Raw genomic sequence first — 16,098 nt, 5'->3', positions numbered from 1 at the left:
GACGCTCAGGATTTCTCCCTATCGCGTGTCTCGATACTAGGCGAACCTCGCGCGATCCGTCCATCGATGTGTTGCGCGCCGGTCGTACTGGTCTCGACGCGTTACCGCAAGAACCAATCACTGAACTCGGCGGTGAAGGCGCCGTCGACGAGGTCGACCGCGCTGATCCCCACCAGCGCGCCGGTGAACCGCAGGCGCGGACCGAAGTCGTCGGACAGCTCGCTGAAGTCGACGTCCGGCCCGACCGGCGCCCACGGCCCGTCGCCGCACGCCGACCACAGCCGGGCGGTGGCGCCGTCGATCCGGGCGCGCAAGCGGACCGGGCCGTCCGCTACGCCGACGGTGGCCAGGTTTCGCGCACCGTCCGGGTGGCCGTGAGTGAGAACCAGCACGCGCCGGCCCCGGTCCCCGGCCCACTGCTGCCCCGCCTGGGGCTCGCCCTCGGGCTCGGCCCACGTCACGTGGAGCTGGTAGTACGACGTCGTGTTGTACCAGAGCACCAGCCCGGCGGACTGCGTGAACGTCGTGGGCTCGGCGTCGACCGTCACCTCGACCTCGGCCCGGTGCTCGGTCAGCCGCTGGGCGAGCAGCGACTGCTGCCACAGCGACTCGGCGGACTGCCGGCCGCGCAGCCGGAGCGTGTCCGGCCGGCCCGGCACGTGCTCCACCCAGTCCCCCGCCGGCTCCCGCAGGGTCGACCACGGCCACGCGGGAGCGACGTCGAGCACGCCAGACTGGTAGACGCCGCCCCGCTGGTCGAGCTTGTCGAAATCGTCCGGCTCGGTGCCAAGGTCTCGACAAGCTCGACCCGCGAGGGTGCCAGCCCGACCAACGGAGGGTCCGCCTCTACCTGCGGGATCGAGACCCACGGTCACGTCCGGCACCTCGACCCCGGTCGCCGGGTGCCAGCCGCCCTGGGCGAGCCGCAGCCAGCCGTCCGTCCACACCACGCGCTGCACCGCGGTCTCCCGCCCGAGCGTGTTGCGCGGCCCGCCCGGCGTCGGCAGGGGCCGGGACGCCAGGTGCGTCAGGTACCACTCGCCCGACGGCGCCCGGACCAGCTCGCCGTGCCCGGCCTTCTGCAGCGGGACGGCCGGGTCGTCCCGTGAGGTGAGCAGCGGGACGTCGTCCACCTCGTAGGGCCCCGTGAGCGACCGGCTCCGCGCGACCAGCACCCCGTGCTCGACGCCGGTCCCGCCCTCGGCGAGCAGCAGGTAGAACCAGCCGTCCTCGACGGTGATCTTGGGCCCCTCGACCAGGTTGTCGCGCTGCAGCAGCAGGCGCGTCGGGCCCGCGGCGCGCACGGAAGAAGGGTCGGGCACGCCGTCGGCCAGCGGGACCTCCAGCTCGGTGAGCACGATCCCGTCGAACCGCCGTCCGCCGACCCGCGAGTCGTTCTGCAGGTTCAGCAGGTAGTGCCTGCCGTCGTGGTGCAGCAGCGACGGGTCGAACCCGTGGCCGGGCAGGCGCACGGGCTCCGACCACGGGCCGCCGACGTCGGGCGCCGTGCAGAGGTAGGTCTCCAGGTCGAAGTGCCGCGTGCCGAGCGAGCGGACTATCGAGTACACGACCCAGAACACGCCGTCGGCGTGGCTCAGGGCGGGCGCCCAGATCCCGCCCGAGTCGGGCACGCCGAGCAGCGACCGGCCGGGGGCGGCGGTGTCGACCGCCCCGGCCGGCTCCCAGTCCGCCAGGTTCCGCGAGCGGTACAGCGGGATCGTCGGGAACCACTCGAACGAGCTGGTCGCGAGGTAGTACCAGTCCCCCACGCGGATCACCGACGGGTCCGGGGCGAAGCCGCGCACCACTGGGTTCACCGCCGTCCGCATCGGGCGGCGCATCGGTTCGCTCACGAGGCCACCCGCACCCGCAGGAGCCGCGCCGAGGTCAGCCCGGGGAGCTTGAGCTCGAGTGCCCGCCCGTCGTCGGCCACGACGACGGACTCGCCGCCCCAGCGCGGGTACAGCACCTCGACGCTCTCGTCGGCCAGCCGGCCCGGCAGCGGAACCCGGAGGGTGTCGGAGCCGCCGTCGTCCGGGGCGCCACGGCGCCAGACCGCGAGGTAGAGGTCGTCGCCGTCGCGCGCCCCCTGGACTATCCAGGGGTCGCGCCAGCCCGGCAGGCCGAGCGGCCACACCGGGACCGAGCGGCCGACGGCGGACCTGATCGCCCGGTACGCCGCGAGCGCCTCCCGGACGATGGCGCGCTGGCCGGCGTCGAGCGTGTCGATGCGGCCGGTCAGGTGCACGCGCGCCAGGAGCGCCGTGACCAGCGAGAAGGCGAGCTGTTCGCGGTCCATGGTGCCGTCGGCGCACGCCCATACCCCGGCCTGCTCGGGCGGGAGGGCGAGCGGCGCGGCGGCGGCGATGGGCGGGGTGGCGCGGTAGTCCTGCTGGTCGGTGACGGACTGGACGGGGAAGACGCCGCCGCTGGCGGGGTCGGTGCGGGACCCGCCGGCGGCGCAGCCCTCGACGACCAGGCCGGGGTGCCGGTCCATGACGGCGCGGGCCCAGTCCAGGAAGGCGCGGCCGTGCTCGAGCAGGCCGGTGCCGGGTGCTTCGCCGGTCCCGGCGTCGGTCCCGGGGCCGATGTCGATGTTGTGGTCGAGCTTGAGGTAGGCGAGGCCGAACCGGCCGACGAGCCGGTCCACGACCGTGTCGAGGTGCTCGCGCGCGGCGGGGTGGCGCAGGTCGAGCTGGTAGCGCCCCCACTCGGCGACGCGGCGGCCGCTCCGCTGGAAGAACGCGGCGTCGGGCAGCGTGTGGGCGACGGGGCTGCGCACGCCGACGACCTCGGGTTCGAGCCAGAGGCCGGGCCGCATGCCGTGGGCGCGGATCCGGTCGATCAGGCCGCCGAGGCCGCCGTCGGGGAAGCGGGTGGTCGAGGGTTCCCACTGGCCGACGGAGTCCCACCAGCCGCCGTTCTCGTCGTCGTACCAGCCGGCGTCGATCACGTAGTACTCGGCGCCGACGTCGGCGGCGGCCTCGATCAGCGGCAGCTCGCGCTCGGTGGTCGGGTCGGACATGAGGGCGTTCAGGAAGTCGTTGTAGACGACGGGCAGCGCCTCGTGGTCGGGGTGGGGCCGCCGGGTGCGGCGGCGGTGCGCGGTGAGCGCGGCGCCGACGGCGTCCAGGGTCGCCTCGGGTCCGGCGGCCGCGCCGGGGACGACGGCGAGGCTCACCGCGACGCTCGTCAACGACGCGCCCGGGGCGAGCCGGCCGGCCCACTGGTGCTCGTGCGCCGTGGGGCCCATGGCGGCGAGGTAGACGTCGCCGTACCGGTCGCCGAGCTCGGCGTGCCAGGCGCCGCTGGTCTCGACCTGCCAGGCCAGGAGCCGGCCGGTACGGGTGTCCTCGACCAGGCCCATGGCCAGGTGCTCGGAGGTGGACCAGGCGCCCGTCGAGGTCAGGCTGATCCGGTTCTTCGAGCCGACCTGGCCGAACCGCACCATGCCGACGTCGTACAGGCCGCGCTCGGCGAGCGTGGACCGGCGCCAGCGGAACTCGCCGCTCCACGGGTTGGCCGACTCCCACACGGCCAGCTCGTCCTCCCAGCGCGCGGCATGTCCCAGCCCGGAGACGACGCCGGTGGTGACGTGGTCGAGCACCAGCTCGCGGTCGGCGGACAGCTCCGCCCAGGTCCGCAGCACGGGGATCGTGTCGGCGAGCTCGTAGTGCACGGTGGCGCGCAGGCCCGACTCGGCGTCGGCCAGGTGCAGCAGCAGGCGCCGGACCGGGCCGTCCTCCGGGCCCTCGTCCAGGCCCGTGAGCCGCATCCGCTGCGCCGCCGCGCCGTCGACGTGCCGCTTGCCGGAGGTGCCGGAGCGGCCGTCGCCGAGCACCGCCACCTCCAGCACCGGGAGCGCCGAGCGGCGCAGGCCCGCCAGGTCCGGCCGCCCCTCGGCCACGTGCCACAGCGCCACGAGCCGCGGCGCGGTGTGCGGACCGTGAGCGATCGCCACGCGGATCACGTCGTTGCCCCATTCGAGCCGCCGCTCGGTGTCGTCCTCGAGGCCGGGAAGGGTCACGGTCATGCGGTCACGCCCGTGGCGGGATCGATGGTCCAGGCGTCGCGCCAGTCGAGCTCGGCGGCGCCGTCGGCGATCCGCAGCGGGAGCCACACCGGCGCGGAGTGGAACAGGTCGTCCCTGTCCCACCGGTCGCCGACGTAGACGTAGCTGGTGGCCTGCGAGCCCCGGACCGTCACGATCGTGGAGGTCTGCGAGTCGTACGTGGCCGAGCCCGGGGGCGCGAAGTCCGCCCAGTCGCTCCACGGCCCCGCGAGCGACGACGCCGTCGCCACCTTGTTGTCGTTCGTGGACCAGCCCGTCAGGTCCGAGCCGAACAGGTAGTAGAGGCCGTCCACCTTCACCAGCGCCGGCGACTCGTACCCGTGCGGGCCCGCCGGGTGGTCGCTCGGCGGGGTGAGCGTGGTCGCCACGACCTCCTCGACCGCCAGGTAGTCGGGCGACAGCCGGTAGATGTGCAGCCCGTGCTCGCGGTCCTCCGACAGCAGGTACCCGGTGCCGTCGTCGTCCGCGAAGACGCCGATGTCCCGGCTGATGTTGCCCAGCGGGCGCTCGCTGCGCAGGTAGGTGTACGGCCCCTCGGGCCGGTCGGCCACGGCCCAGCCCACCCGGGCGTCGGCGTAGTCGGCGGACTCGACGTGCAGGAGCATCACGTAGGTCCCGGCCGGGTTGCGCAGCACCTTGGGCCGCTCGACCACGCGGCCGGGGGCGAGGTCGGGGATGTCCGGCGAGACCGGGAGGGCATGCCCGTGCGCGGTCCAGGTCGCCAGGTCGGGCGACGAGTAGCACGCCACTCCGCCGAACAGCCCCGCGTTCGTCTTGTCCTCGCCCCAGGCGTAGAACAGGTCGCCGAACTTCTGGATGCCGACGCCGTGGAGCTGGGCGACGGCGCCCTGGTCGTCGACGAAGAGCCGTCCTGGTGCGATGACGCCACGTGGGGCTCGCGGATGGGTGGACACACAGTCTCCTTGAGGGGGGAAAACGTTATCAGGTAAAGTATGCTCGGCCGCATGGCCAGTCCGAAGCCGTACCGAGCCCCCGTCCTCGCCGATGTCGCCAGGGCGGCGGAGGTCTCCGTGCCCACGGTCTCCCGGGTCCTGAACGGCTCGAAGTACGTGGCGCCGGAGCTCGCCCAGCGGGTGAACGAGGCGGTGCAGGCGCTCGGGTACCGCCCGAACGGCGCCGCCCGCTCGATGCGCTCCGGACGGCGGACGCTCGTCTCGGTCCTGGCCGGGGCCACGGCCAACTACGGCTACGCCCGCACGCTGCAGGGCGTCGAGACCGCCGCCCGCCGCGCGGGCATGACGGTGTCGATCACCGTCGTGGAGTCCGGCGACGACGAGGACGTCCGCGCAGCCATCGACCTCACGCTGGCGCAGCCGACCGCGGGCGTCATCGTGCTCGAGTTCGACCGTGCGGGCATCAACGCCGCCAAGTCGCTGCCCGAGGGGCTGCCCGTGGTCGTCGCCGGCGGCGGCTCGCGCCGCACCGGCCACGTCCCGGCCGCGCTGATCGACGAGCGCACCGCGGGCCGCCAGGCCACGGAGTACCTGCTGCACCTCGGCCACAAGACCGTCCACCACATCGCGGGCCCCACCGAGGGCAAGCACTCGGGTCGCACCGACGGCTGGCGCGCGGCGCTGGCCGCCGCCGGCGCCCCTGTCCCGCAGGTCATGCGCGCCGAGTGGGACGCGAGCGCCGGCTACCGCTGGGGCGAGCGGATCGCCGGGATGAGCGATGTCACCGCTGTCTTCTGCGCCAACGACGACATAGCGCTGGGCCTGATGCGAGCCCTGTCCGACCGGGGCATCGCCGTCCCGGCGGACATCTCGGTGATCGGGTTCGACGACCAGCCGCTGGTCGCCCTGTGGCGCCCCTCCCTGACCACCGTGGACCAGGACTTCGAGGACCTCGGCACCCGGGCGTTCGGCCTCCTGTCGCAGGTGATCGACGGCGAGGACGACGCGGCGTCGTCGGTCAAGGCGCCGCAGCTCGTGGTGCGCGAGTCGACGGCTCCGCCCAAGGGCTGAGCCGCCCACTACTTGAGGCTCCCGAGCGTGACGCCCGAGCGCCAGTAGCGCTGCATCGCGATCATGAGCACCACCATCGGGATGGTCGAGATGAGAGAGCCCGTCAGGACCAGGCTCGTGAGGTCGACGGTGCTGTCCGTGCCGCGCGCCAGCCAGGAGTACATGCCGAGCATCACCGGCCACTTCTCGACGCCCTTGAGGAAGACCAGCGGCCACATGAACGTGTTCCACGACGCCACGAAATGCAGCAGGAAGATCGTCGCGCCCGCCGTGGACAGCATGCGCAGCCCCATGGAGAAGAAGATCCGGTACTCCCCGGCGCCGTCGATGCGTGCGGCCTCCATGAGCTCGGTCGGGACGGCGCCCTCGGCGTAGACCTTGGCCAGGTAGACGGAGAACGACCCGAACATGCCGGGCAGGATCATCGCCCAGATCGTGTCGTACAGGCCGAGCCGCGAGAACAGCACGAAGCTCGGCACGATCATCAGCGAGCCGGGGATCAGGAACGACGCGATGATCAGGCCCATCGTCAGCCCGCGCCCGCGGTACTGGTACTTGGCGATGCCGTAGCCGGCCGCGAGCGCGACCAGCGTCAGCCCGAGCGAGCCGAGCCCGGCGTACACGACGGTGTTCCACAGCCACCGGACGAAGATCCCGTCCTGGTAGGTGAACAGGTCGCCCAGGTTCTGCCACAGGTTGAACTGGCTGAACCAGAGCCCGTTGGTGGTGTACAGGTCCCGCTGGTTCTTCGTCACCGCGACGAGCAGCCACCACAGCGGCCCGACGGCGTACAGCGTCAGGGCGACCAGCACCCCCAGGACCACCCAGCGGGAGGACCCGCGGGCCTCCGCCACGGAAGAGTTCTCGTCGGCCCGCCGGCGACGGCGTCCTGGCTTGCGCGGGGTCTCGCCGACGACGGCGGCGTCGGGCACCAGTGTCGTGTCGCTCATGGCTCTTCCCTGTTGATGAAGCGGTAGATGATCGCGGAGGCGACGCCGACGACGAGGGCGAGGATGACCGACAGGGCCGTGGCGTAGTTGAGGTTGCCCACCTTGAACGCCTGGTCGTAGATCATCATGGCCGGCGTGAAGTCGCGGGTGATGGTCTCGGGGGTGACCGCCCGGAACAGCAGGGGCTGGTCGAAGAGCTGCAGCGTGCCGATGATCGACAGCAGCGACGTCAGCACCAGCGACCCGCGCACGAACGGGACCTTGATGGACCACGCGATCCGCAGCTCGGACGCGCCGTCGAGCCGCGCCGCCTCGAAGATCTCGTGGGGCACCGCCTGCAGCGACCCGTAGAGGATCAGCATGGTGAACCCGAGCGAGCCCCAGACCGCGAGGTTGCCCATCGACACCCAGACCATCGAGCTGGAGAAGAAGTTGACGTCGAGCCCGATGGCCTCGAAGAACGGGGTCAGCGGTCCGACCGTCGGGCTGTACTGGAAGATCCAGACCATCGTGCCGACGACGCCCGGGACCATGTACGGAAGCAGCAGCGCGATCCGGAACCGGGCGGCCGCGCGGCGGCGAGCGGCGTCGAGCAGAAGCGCCAGGGCGAGGCTCAGCACCTGGGTCAGCGGGACCACGGCCAGGGCGTACAGGAACACCCTGAGCATCCCCGACCAGAAGGAGCCGTCGACGAGCCCGGCGGCGAAGTTGTCGAGCCCGGCGAAGGACACGGTCTGCCCGCCGAAGCCCAGGCCGCCCGTGGACTTCGTGGTGTAGACGCTCTCCCGCAGCGCCATCCCGACCGGCACGAGCACGAACAGCGCGAAGCCGGCCAGGAACGGGAAGGTGAGCGAGGCGCCCTTGACACTCTGCGCGGTGCGCCAGCTCCAGCGCGGGGTACGCCCACGAGGGGAGGAGCCGCTCCTGGGACGCCCGCCGTCCGGCGAGCCGGGTAATGGTTCGCGCACGGCGGCGTGGTTGTCTTGCGTGTTGACGGACATCGGCGTCCTCCCCTCGTGGGTCAGCGGCTCACTCGGCGACGGTGTAGGAGATGCCCTTGCTCTCCAGGTCCGAGGCGACGAACTCCTCCACGGCGGTCAGGGCCTCCTCGAGCGTGATCTTGCCCGCGACGGCCTTGCCCCACTGGTCCTGCAGCTCCGGGAACCAGGCGTCGTAGTCCGGGCCGAGCTCGAACTTGCCGATCACGGTCTCCTGCGCGTCCACGATCACGTCGCCCGCGGTCTTCTCGTCGGCGAAGAAGCCCTTAGGGATGACCTCTTCGACGTAGGGCGACGGGTCCGGGATCTGCGTCGGGAAGCCGATGGCGCCCGTCTCCTTGTTCTTGCCGGCCTCGACGGCCTCAGGCGTGGTGAGCCAGTCCGTATAGGCCATGACCGCGTCGGGGTTCTCGCAGCCCACCGGCACGAACGACGGAAGCGTGCGTCCGGGAGTCACCGGCTCCGTCGCGTCCGCGAACTGCGGGATCGGGTATGCCGCCCAGTCGTTCGCCGAGTCGGTGAAGCCGACCTGGTAGCCGCCGAGCGACCACCACTGCGTGGTGACGGACGCCATCTTTCCCGAGTCGAAATACTTGAGCAGCGCGGGCTTGTCCATGTAGGTCTGGTTCGAGACCAGGTCCTCGTCGATGAGCTGCTGGTACACGTCCGCCGCGGCCAGCGTGCCCTCGTCGGTGAAGTTGACGACCCACTGGTCGCCGTCGATCGCGAACCACTCGGCGCCCGCCTGCTGGGCCAGGTTCATCAGACTGCTCGGGTCCTCGCCTGCCAGGTTGGTGATGTCGACGCCGTGCGGCTTCAGCTCGCGGCCCGCGTCCACGAACTCGTCCCAGGTGGTCGGCACCTCGACGTCGTACTTGTCGAACGTCTTCTGGTTCACGATGTAGAACTGCCCGTCCGACCCGGACGGCAGGCCGTAGTACTTGCCGTCGACCTGCGCCGCGGCGAGCGCGCCCTCGTTGTAGAGGTCGGCGGAGCCCTCGACCTGCGCGGTGATGTCCTGCGCCCAGCCGTTGACGACCATCGTCGTCAGGGGCGCGAAGCCCTGCACCAGGCACGGGACGTCAGAGCCGGCCTCCATGGCGTTCTGGAAGTTGGTCTGCGTGGCGACGTTGCTGGCCTGCAGCACGTACTTCACCGTGACGTCGCCCTGCGCCTCGTTGAACGCCTTGGCGATCTGCTCGCCGGTCTCGGCGTTCCAGCCCCAGACCTCGATGGTGACGGGTCCGGTGGCCTCGGCGTCGGTCGAGCCTGCGGGCGCCTCCCCGGCCGAGCAGGCGCTCAGGCCGGCCAGCGCCGTGACGGCGAGCCCCGCGGTCGCCCAGCGGGCGCGTGATCTGATCATGACTCTCCCCTTTGAGAAGCTCTCGTCCTTGAGCTGCGCCGCGATCGGCACAGGAAAACGTTCTCAGGTTAGCGGCCTGGCCCGGAGTGTCAAGCGACTGTCTCATTTCAGATACGAGTGCTCAGGAGACTTCTCCGGGCAGCGGGACAACGTTATCCTGTGCCATCGATGAGTTCTGGCGGCCGCCGTCGTCGGACAGGCATGGGCATCGTCAAAGCAGACCTGGCAATCTCGCTCGACGGCTACTCCGCCGGGCACGACCAGACCCTCGAGTACCCGTTCGGGCCGCTCGCGGGCGAACGCTTGCACACCTGGATGTTCGACTACGGGGACAAGCACAAGGCCGAGGTCGACGCCATCGTCGGCGCCGGCGCGTACATCATGGGCCGCAACATGTTCACCGCCGGCCGCGGGCCCTGGGACCTGGACTGGAAGGGCTGGTGGGGCGACAACCCGCCGTACCACGGGCCCGTCTTCGTCCTCACCCACTACGCGCGCGACCCGATCCCGATGGAGGGCGGCACCACGTTCTACTTCGTCACCGACGGCCTGACCAGCGCCATGGAGCAGGCGCGGGCCGCCGCCGGGGACCGCGACATCTCCATCGCCGGCGGAGCCACGACGCTCAACGAGTACCTCGCCGCCGGGTACGTCGACGAGCTGCGCCTGCACGTCGTGCCCTTCACGCTCGGCTCGGGCACCCGCGTGTTCGACGGCGTCCCACCCATCGAGTTCGGCTCCACCTCCGTGCGGCACACGCCCGAGGTCACCCATATGACGCTGCGCCGGTGACAGACTGGGCGCCATGACGGTCATCTGGACAGAGGGGCGCATGGTCGCGCCCGACGAGGCCGCGCTCAGCGCGGTCGACCACGGCATCACCGTCGGCGACGGCGTCTTCGAGACCTGCGCCGTCCTCGACGGGCACGCCTTCGCCCTCACGCGCCACCTCGCGCGCCTCGAACGGTCCGCGGCGGGCATGGGCATGGCGCCCCTGGACCTCCCCAAGGTGCGCAGCGGGGTCGACGCCGTCCTCGCCGCCGCGCCCGACGCCGGGCGCCTGCGGATCACCGTGACCGACGGCGTCGGGCCCCTCGGCTCCGGACGCTCGGACACCCCGCAGACGGTGGTCGTGGCGGCGAGCGCCGCCGTCATCGTGCCCACCGGGCGCGCCGCCCGCTCCCCCTGGACCCGCAACGAGAACAGCGCGGTGGCGGGCCTGAAGACGACGTCCTACGCGGAGAACGTCGTGGCGCTCGCGGACGCGATCAAGAAGGGCGCCGACGAGTCGGTCTTCGCGAACACGAAGGGCGAGCTGTGCGAGGGCACCGGCTCCAACGTGTTCCTCGAGATCGACGGCGAGCTGGTCACTCCCCCGCTCAGCTCGGGTTGCCTCGCCGGGATCACGCGCGAGCTGCTGCTCGAGTGGGGCGCCGAGGAGGGCCTGCCCGTGCGCGAGGCGAAGGACGGCGAGCTGCCGTTCTCCGTGCTCGACCGGGTGACCGCCGGCACGGCGCGGATGCTGCTGACCGGGTCCGTGCGGAACGTGCAGCCGACCGTGTGGCTGGACGGCGTCGACCTGCAGATCGGCGAGCTGTCGAGCGCCGCGCGCGACCTGTTCGAGCGGAACATGCGCGAGCGGATCGATCCCTGACACGTCGGGGCGATTGGATTTCGCATCCGCGCTCGAACCAGGCTAATATCGTCCACGCACGTCCTACGGGGCGAGCGGCACGGGCGATTGGCGCAGGGGTAGCGCGCTTCGTTCACACCGAAGAGGTCACTGGTTCGATCCCAGTATCGCCCACATAGAGAAAATCCCCCTGACCAGCAGAAACGCTGGTCAGGGGGACTTTCTATTTACCTAGACGTGTCGCGCTGCAGGCCCTTGGGGGACCAACTGGGGGACTAAGCACTTCCACGGCCTTGCGCCGTGGCGACGTCGAACAGCGGAGGCATGTGCCAGTCCGGCCCGACGTCGGCAACGGCGAATACGCGATCCATGACGGTTGCGCCAGTCTCGATCACGGGGCGCAGCTCGTGGCGGTACACCTTCTCCGTGACTGCGGATCCCGAGTGCCCGAGCACTCGGGCGATCTCTTCCACGGGAACCTTCTCCTGCGACATGATCGACGTGAACGAGTGCCGAAGCTCGCGCGGCGCCCACTCCTCCGGGTCGATGCCCGGGACCAGTCGGAGCGCGTGACGAACAGACCGCCTCACGTTCGCGGCGTCGAGTCCCGTTCCCCGCGACGTGGTGAAGACCAGACCGGTCTCAGTCCACTGGGCACCGGCGCGTGTGCGCGCTTCACCCTGCTTCACTCTGTGGCGCCGTAGAACGTCCACCACGAGATCGGACACACCGAGCAGGCGACGCGACTTCTGAGTCTTCGTGTCACCCGTCTTTCGGACCGATCGCAGGACGGCAATCGAGCCGGGCTCGCTCGTAAGGTCGACGTCGGACCACGTCAGGGCACGCACCTCCTCCGTACGCGCGCCGGTCAGGAGCGATACGACGAGGTAGGTGTACATCGGGTGCGTCTTGGTGTGGATCAGGACTCCGAGCGCCTGTTCCTTGGTGAGCGACTTGGACCGCCTCCCGGGTAGCCCGCGTGGCACCTCTGCAAGCTCCACCACGTTCCGATCGACCATGTCCCGGGCCATGGCCCGGCGGACGGCCGTGTTCAGGCACCACTTGATATCCCGGATCGTGGTGGTCGCGTGGGTCGGCGCGAGCGTCTTCAGGAACGCCTCGACCTCTCGCGTCTTGAGGTCGCGCACCTTCCGGGCACCGAGGGCCTTGACGACGTGCTGTGACAGGTAGTCGTGCCGCTTGAAGGTGTCCACGTCTACGTCTCCGTGGCCGAACTCCAGCCAGTCCGAGATGGCGTTGCCTACGGTGTACCTCTCGGCGTTTGGCCCCAGGCCCTTCTTGTAGTCGTCGATCCGCACCTTGAGGGCGGCGAGCGCGGCGGACTTGCTGGTTCCGGAGCCCTTGCGCTTGATCCGCTTTCCGGCCCCGGTGTAGCCCACGGTCGCCTGCGCAATCCACCTGTTCCGGGACTCGTCGAACCAGACGCTTCGCTCGCCGCGCGAACGTCGCGGCTTCTTCATTTCCTCGGTCATGCTGCCACCTCCAGGGTCTCGACGTACTCGGTGCAGGCGGTGACCGGCACGCGGCGGCGGCCACCGATCTTGACGGTGCGCAGCGCACCGGAACGGATCAGCTCGTAGACCTGCGAGCGCGAGAGCCGGAGTGCTTCGGCGGCTTCCTCGACGCGGTAGAGCAAGGGCACGACGGCGGTGATGGTGGGCGTGGTCTCGACATAGACCGGCGGAGTGGCGGTAGCCATGACGGGTCTCCCTGAGTGTTCGATGCCTACTGCGGGCGGTGGTCGGAGGGGGTTAGGGGTGACAGTCGTCACCCCTAAATGTCACGCCTAAAAAGTGGCTCTGACCTGGGGTTTTAGGAGTGACGGTTAGGGGTGACGGTTTGTCACCCCTAACCGCCTACGAGTCACCGGCGGAGACGGAGCAGCGTGCGGGGCTGGCCTCGGTACTCGTCGTCGTGGCGGTCGATCAGACCGCGCCGGATCAGGTCGTCGGTGGCGGCCTCGAAGTAGTCGCGCAGGGCCGGTCCCAGGCCTCGACGAACCGTGGTCGCCGAGACCGGTTCGGTGTCGAGTTTGGTGAGGATCTTCGCGGCGGTGCGCTGTACGGCGGCGGCGGCGTGGTGCTCGTCGAACGCGGCCCGGGCCTCGGCCCGCGCCTGGACAGCCTGCATTGCCTCGGCGCGCAGCACGTCACGCATCCGGTTCCGGGTGTGGTCGGACATCCGCATGATGTAGTCGGCCAGGCTCCAGTCGCCCTCGGTGATGTCGAGACGCTTGGCCAGCAGGGCGAGCAGGGCAGCGACCTTGAGCCGAACAAGGGACTGCTGTCCGAGCCCATCGGTGATCACCTCGCGCAGCCGGTTGAGACGTTCCTCCCGGAGAACTGCCGTGATCGACGCGGCCACGGTCAGGGGCGTGCGGCGGTGCTCGGTGGCCAGGACCGGGCTGGACCAGGACAGGGGCGGCGGGGCGTCCGGGGTGACGTCGGGCGCTCCGGGGTCGGTGGCGGGCAGCCAGAGGAACCGCTGAGGCGTACCCCCGGCGGAGTCGTCCAGCAGCGGCCCGGCCTTGAGCGGCTGGACCCCGGCGACGAGGGCGGCGCGGTAGGAGTGCGCGGGGACGATCTTGCGGCGGGTCGCGTCGGAGTTCTGGAAGCCCAGTCCCTCCCCGGAGAACATCTTGCGCAGCTCGGACGACGTCGTGGATGCCTGGCGACCGATGAGGGCGGTGAGGGTGTCGATCTCGGGGACGTCGAACCACACGGAGCGGATGGAGGGTGTGTTCTCGCCCTCGCTGTCGGTGTCGATGAGTGTGTGGGAGATGCCCTCGCCGGATCCGAGGGGCAGCTTCTCGATGAGGCGACCGCCGCCGGGCGGGGTGTTCAGGAAGTCCTCGGCGGCGGCGGTGGCGACGCCTTTGCCGGTGCCGGACGGGCCGACGAGGCCCACGAACACGTTCAGGGACGCCACGGCGGAGCGGTCGTTGCCCAGGGGCGGGATGACGACCGAGGGCGGCACGGAGAGCGACACTCGGGCCAGGACGCAGCCCAGGACGGCCCAGGGTGAGGCCATGGCGGCGCGGGCGGTCTGGCGGACGGCAGCGAGCTCGGGGCGCGCCTCCCAGAACACCGACTCCGGGTCCAGGTCCTCCGGCTCGGTGCCGGTGCGGAAGTCGGGCACGGTGGCGGTCATCGGTCGGCCTCCTCGTCGTCGAGCTCGTCGTTCAGGTCGTCCAGGCAGGTGGTGCCGTCCCAGGGGTCGAGGTCGTCGGGGTCGTCGTCCCACGGGCCTCGGTTCCACCGGTCATGGCATCCGGCGCACACGTGGTCGCCGACGTGCCCGGCCGGTTCGAGGCAGTCATGCGGGCCGTTGAACTTGCCGCAATGCATCGGGGTCGTGCGCAGCGAGCGAGTCATGAACGGGCTCCCATCGGTTCCGGAGTCATGCAGGTCTGGCAGAGGTTGAGCACCCACCAACGGGGGTTGCCCAGGTCGTTGTCGTTCGGCGTCGCGGCGTGGCGCTGGTAGCGCTGCCCGGGCTCGATGTGGTGGCGCACTCCCCACGCGCCGGGGCCGTCGCAGACGCGGCGGGCGCGGGCCGTGCGGTAGGCGGCGATGACGGCCATCACGCCTCCCCGGTCTCGTCGAGCTCGTCGAGCTCGACGTAGCGGTCGAACACGGGCCAGTGCCCGGCAACCACCCGGTGACCGAACCCGTCTTCGTAGGCGTATCGGTCGCGGGACATGTAGATCCGCCCGCAGGTCTTGCACCTCGCGAGGTCAGCCACGGTCGGCCTCCTCCGTGTCGAGACGACGCCAGGTGGCGAGCGGTGTGCCGTCGTCGTCGGTCATCGCGGCGGCGCCGTCCGCTACCTCGTCGGTGAGCCATGCGACGTCGGACACCGTCCGGGCGTAGAGCCGCTCGACCCTCGGGAAGATCCACCGCCAGGTGATGCGGCGCATGACGAACGTGTCCAGGTCCACCACCGCGAGCAGGTCGCCCACGGGACTGGTCCCGACGCGTACGGGGTAGGTCCCGGCCTGCGCCTCGGACAGCTCGAACCGGCGGGCCTGTCCGACCTCGGGAGGCCAGTAGCACCAGCTCGTGTGTGTGCGGTGGACGTCGAGAACGAACTCCTCGACGTCATGGGCAGGCTGCGCCGGCACGGCGGTCAGGTGGCGGGTGGAGTGCTTCATGGTCGTGTCTCCCTCGGGGTTAGGCGGCGTCGCGGACGGCGTGCAGGGCGGGTGTGGCGGGCCAGGTGGCCAGGCACTCGGTCGGGGTCGGGAGTGGCTTGGCCTCGCCGTAGGGGCGGGGGCGGGCGAGGTTGGGGCGGATGGCGTCGGACATGGCGCGGTAGTGGCGGAACCGCTCGGCGGCCTCGTGGTCGGCCTGGTCGCGGCCTGCGGGGATGCCGTCGGCGTGCCCGGCGTCGTACCCCTCGGCGTGCCCGGCGGCGCGGCCGTCGTGCCAGCCGGACGCGTGGCCGGTGGTGTAGCCGTGCAGCCACGCGGCGATGACCTGACGGGAGTAGGCGCGACCGGCAGGCGGTGTGCTGGTCATGGCGGGTCTCCGTTCCTGTTCTGCGGCCTGTTTTTGGCATGGGTGGGGTAGGGGCACGGCGGGTAGCGGTAGCGGCCCGCCGTGCCCTCAGAACTGCGTGAGGTGGGGGTTTCGGGGTGCGCCGCGTGGGGGCGCTACCCCGCTACTTCGTTGGAATCACGCCGTTTTCGGCGGTAGCGGTGCCGCTACCGGTAGCGGGGCCTGCGCTACCGTTCGCCGGGTGCTCGACCAGTGCGGCGGGGGTGGTGGTGGCTACCTCGGCGGGCATGGGACCGAGGGCGATACGGGCCATGAGCGAGACCAGCGCGACGGCGAACGAGGCGACAGCGACCACGGCGGCGAGCGAGGCGACCACGTCCAGCCCGAGGGCCGTGGCGGCGACGGTGAGGCCCATCGTCACGACGAACACGGCACCCGTGCGGCGTACGGCGCGCTCGACGGCGGCCACGAGCTGGCGAGCGTCGCGCACGAGCTCGGCGTACTCGGTTGGGCTGAGGTTGTCGTTGCGGTTCACGGTTCCTCCTACGAGTGGGCGGGTGGCGCGGGTCAGGCGACG

General features: G+C 71.1%; 18 protein-coding genes and 1 tRNA gene. 4 read left to right on the top strand and 15 right to left on the bottom strand.

Features of this window, described 5'->3' with window-relative positions:
• Nucleotides 1-101: 101 nt before the first annotated feature.
• Genes ACFT2C_RS09260 through ACFT2C_RS09250 form a run of 3 tightly spaced genes read right to left on the bottom strand, consistent with a single transcriptional unit; the run spans nt 102 to nt 4,986 of the window.
• Nucleotides 102-1,853, bottom strand: coding sequence for a family 43 glycosylhydrolase (locus ACFT2C_RS09260; RefSeq protein ID WP_377206750.1), 1,752 nt, complete (start codon nt 1,851-1,853; stop codon nt 102-104).
• Entirely contained in the window at nt 1,850-4,033 is a 2,184-nt protein-coding gene (locus ACFT2C_RS09255; RefSeq protein WP_377206749.1) for a glycoside hydrolase family 36 protein, read from the bottom strand. The genes ACFT2C_RS09260 and ACFT2C_RS09255 overlap by 4 nt, the downstream gene beginning before the upstream one ends.
• Nucleotides 4,030-4,986: a family 43 glycosylhydrolase gene (locus ACFT2C_RS09250; protein ID WP_377206748.1), complete on the bottom strand. Its 957-nt coding sequence runs from the start codon at nt 4,984-4,986 to the stop codon at nt 4,030-4,032. The genes ACFT2C_RS09255 and ACFT2C_RS09250 overlap by 4 nt, the downstream gene beginning before the upstream one ends.
• 51 nt (nt 4,987-5,037) lie before the next feature.
• Here ACFT2C_RS09250 and ACFT2C_RS09245 point away from each other — a divergent pair, with 51 nt between their 5' ends.
• Entirely contained in the window at nt 5,038-6,057 is a 1,020-nt protein-coding gene (locus ACFT2C_RS09245) for a LacI family DNA-binding transcriptional regulator (RefSeq protein WP_377206747.1), read from the top strand.
• An 8-nt stretch (nt 6,058-6,065) separates the two neighbouring features.
• Here the strand turns inward: ACFT2C_RS09245 and ACFT2C_RS09240 are convergent, their stop codons facing one another.
• Genes ACFT2C_RS09240 through ACFT2C_RS09230 form a run of 3 tightly spaced genes read right to left on the bottom strand, consistent with a single transcriptional unit; the run spans nt 6,066 to nt 9,368 of the window.
• Complete coding sequence (locus ACFT2C_RS09240; protein WP_377206746.1) at nt 6,066-7,007, bottom strand: carbohydrate ABC transporter permease; 942 nt, start codon at nt 7,005-7,007, stop codon at nt 6,066-6,068.
• Entirely contained in the window at nt 7,004-8,008 is a 1,005-nt protein-coding gene (locus ACFT2C_RS09235) for a carbohydrate ABC transporter permease (protein WP_377206745.1), read from the bottom strand. The genes ACFT2C_RS09240 and ACFT2C_RS09235 overlap by 4 nt, the downstream gene beginning before the upstream one ends.
• Before the next feature lie 28 nt (nt 8,009-8,036).
• On the bottom strand, nt 8,037-9,368 hold the full coding sequence (locus ACFT2C_RS09230; RefSeq protein WP_377206744.1) for an ABC transporter substrate-binding protein: 1,332 nt from the start codon (nt 9,366-9,368) through the stop codon (nt 8,037-8,039).
• Nucleotides 9,369-9,569: 201 nt separating this feature from the next.
• Here ACFT2C_RS09230 and ACFT2C_RS09225 point away from each other — a divergent pair, with 201 nt between their 5' ends.
• From ACFT2C_RS09225 to ACFT2C_RS09215, 3 genes are all read left to right on the top strand, one after another.
• On the top strand, nt 9,570-10,160 hold the full coding sequence (locus ACFT2C_RS09225; protein ID WP_377206833.1) for a dihydrofolate reductase family protein: 591 nt from the start codon (nt 9,570-9,572) through the stop codon (nt 10,158-10,160).
• A 13-nt stretch (nt 10,161-10,173) separates the two neighbouring features.
• Nucleotides 10,174-11,022 carry an aminotransferase class IV gene (locus tag ACFT2C_RS09220; protein ID WP_377206743.1) on the top strand — a complete coding sequence of 283 codons (849 nt, stop codon included), beginning with the start codon at nt 10,174-10,176 and terminating at the stop codon, nt 11,020-11,022.
• An 81-nt stretch (nt 11,023-11,103) separates the two neighbouring features.
• Nucleotides 11,104-11,175: transfer RNA gene (locus tag ACFT2C_RS09215), tRNA-Val, on the top strand.
• Nucleotides 11,176-11,276: 101 nt separating this feature from the next.
• Here the strand turns inward: ACFT2C_RS09215 and xerC are convergent.
• The 9 genes from xerC to ACFT2C_RS09170 form a co-directional block, all read right to left on the bottom strand.
• A complete protein-coding gene (xerC, locus tag ACFT2C_RS09210; protein ID WP_377206742.1) occupies nt 11,277-12,494 on the bottom strand; it encodes a tyrosine recombinase XerC in 1,218 nt (405 codons plus the stop codon).
• Nucleotides 12,491-12,721: a helix-turn-helix domain-containing protein gene (locus tag ACFT2C_RS09205; RefSeq protein WP_377206741.1), complete on the bottom strand. Its 231-nt coding sequence runs from the start codon at nt 12,719-12,721 to the stop codon at nt 12,491-12,493. The genes xerC and ACFT2C_RS09205 overlap by 4 nt, the downstream gene beginning before the upstream one ends.
• A 164-nt stretch (nt 12,722-12,885) precedes the next feature.
• Complete coding sequence (locus tag ACFT2C_RS09200; RefSeq protein WP_377206740.1) at nt 12,886-14,172, bottom strand: hypothetical protein; 1,287 nt, start codon at nt 14,170-14,172, stop codon at nt 12,886-12,888.
• Nucleotides 14,169-14,396: a hypothetical protein gene (locus ACFT2C_RS09195; RefSeq protein WP_377206739.1), complete on the bottom strand. Its 228-nt coding sequence runs from the start codon at nt 14,394-14,396 to the stop codon at nt 14,169-14,171. The genes ACFT2C_RS09200 and ACFT2C_RS09195 overlap by 4 nt, the downstream gene beginning before the upstream one ends.
• Nucleotides 14,393-14,605 (bottom strand): hypothetical protein, encoded by a 213-nt coding sequence (locus ACFT2C_RS09190; protein WP_377206738.1) that lies wholly within the window; start codon nt 14,603-14,605, stop codon nt 14,393-14,395. Before ACFT2C_RS09190 ends, ACFT2C_RS09195 begins: the two co-directional genes overlap by 4 nt.
• Nucleotides 14,605-14,766 (bottom strand): hypothetical protein, encoded by a 162-nt coding sequence (locus tag ACFT2C_RS09185; protein WP_377206737.1) that lies wholly within the window; start codon nt 14,764-14,766, stop codon nt 14,605-14,607. Before ACFT2C_RS09185 ends, ACFT2C_RS09190 begins: the two co-directional genes overlap by 1 nt.
• Complete coding sequence (locus ACFT2C_RS09180) at nt 14,759-15,175, bottom strand: hypothetical protein (protein WP_377206736.1); 417 nt, start codon at nt 15,173-15,175, stop codon at nt 14,759-14,761. Before ACFT2C_RS09180 ends, ACFT2C_RS09185 begins: the two co-directional genes overlap by 8 nt.
• A 19-nt stretch (nt 15,176-15,194) precedes the next feature.
• Nucleotides 15,195-15,542, bottom strand: a complete 348-nt coding sequence (locus ACFT2C_RS09175; RefSeq protein WP_377206735.1) for a hypothetical protein — start codon at nt 15,540-15,542, stop codon at nt 15,195-15,197.
• A gap of 142 nt (nt 15,543-15,684) precedes the next feature.
• Nucleotides 15,685-16,056, bottom strand: coding sequence for a hypothetical protein (locus ACFT2C_RS09170; protein WP_377206734.1), 372 nt, complete (start codon nt 16,054-16,056; stop codon nt 15,685-15,687).
• Between the last annotated feature and the right edge of the window lie 42 nt (nt 16,057-16,098).

This window comes from Promicromonospora sp. NPDC057138, from assembly GCF_042670845.1.
Lineage (GTDB): Bacteria > Actinomycetota > Actinomycetes > Actinomycetales > Cellulomonadaceae > Promicromonospora.
This window is presented reverse-complemented; position numbering and strand designations above follow the sequence as displayed.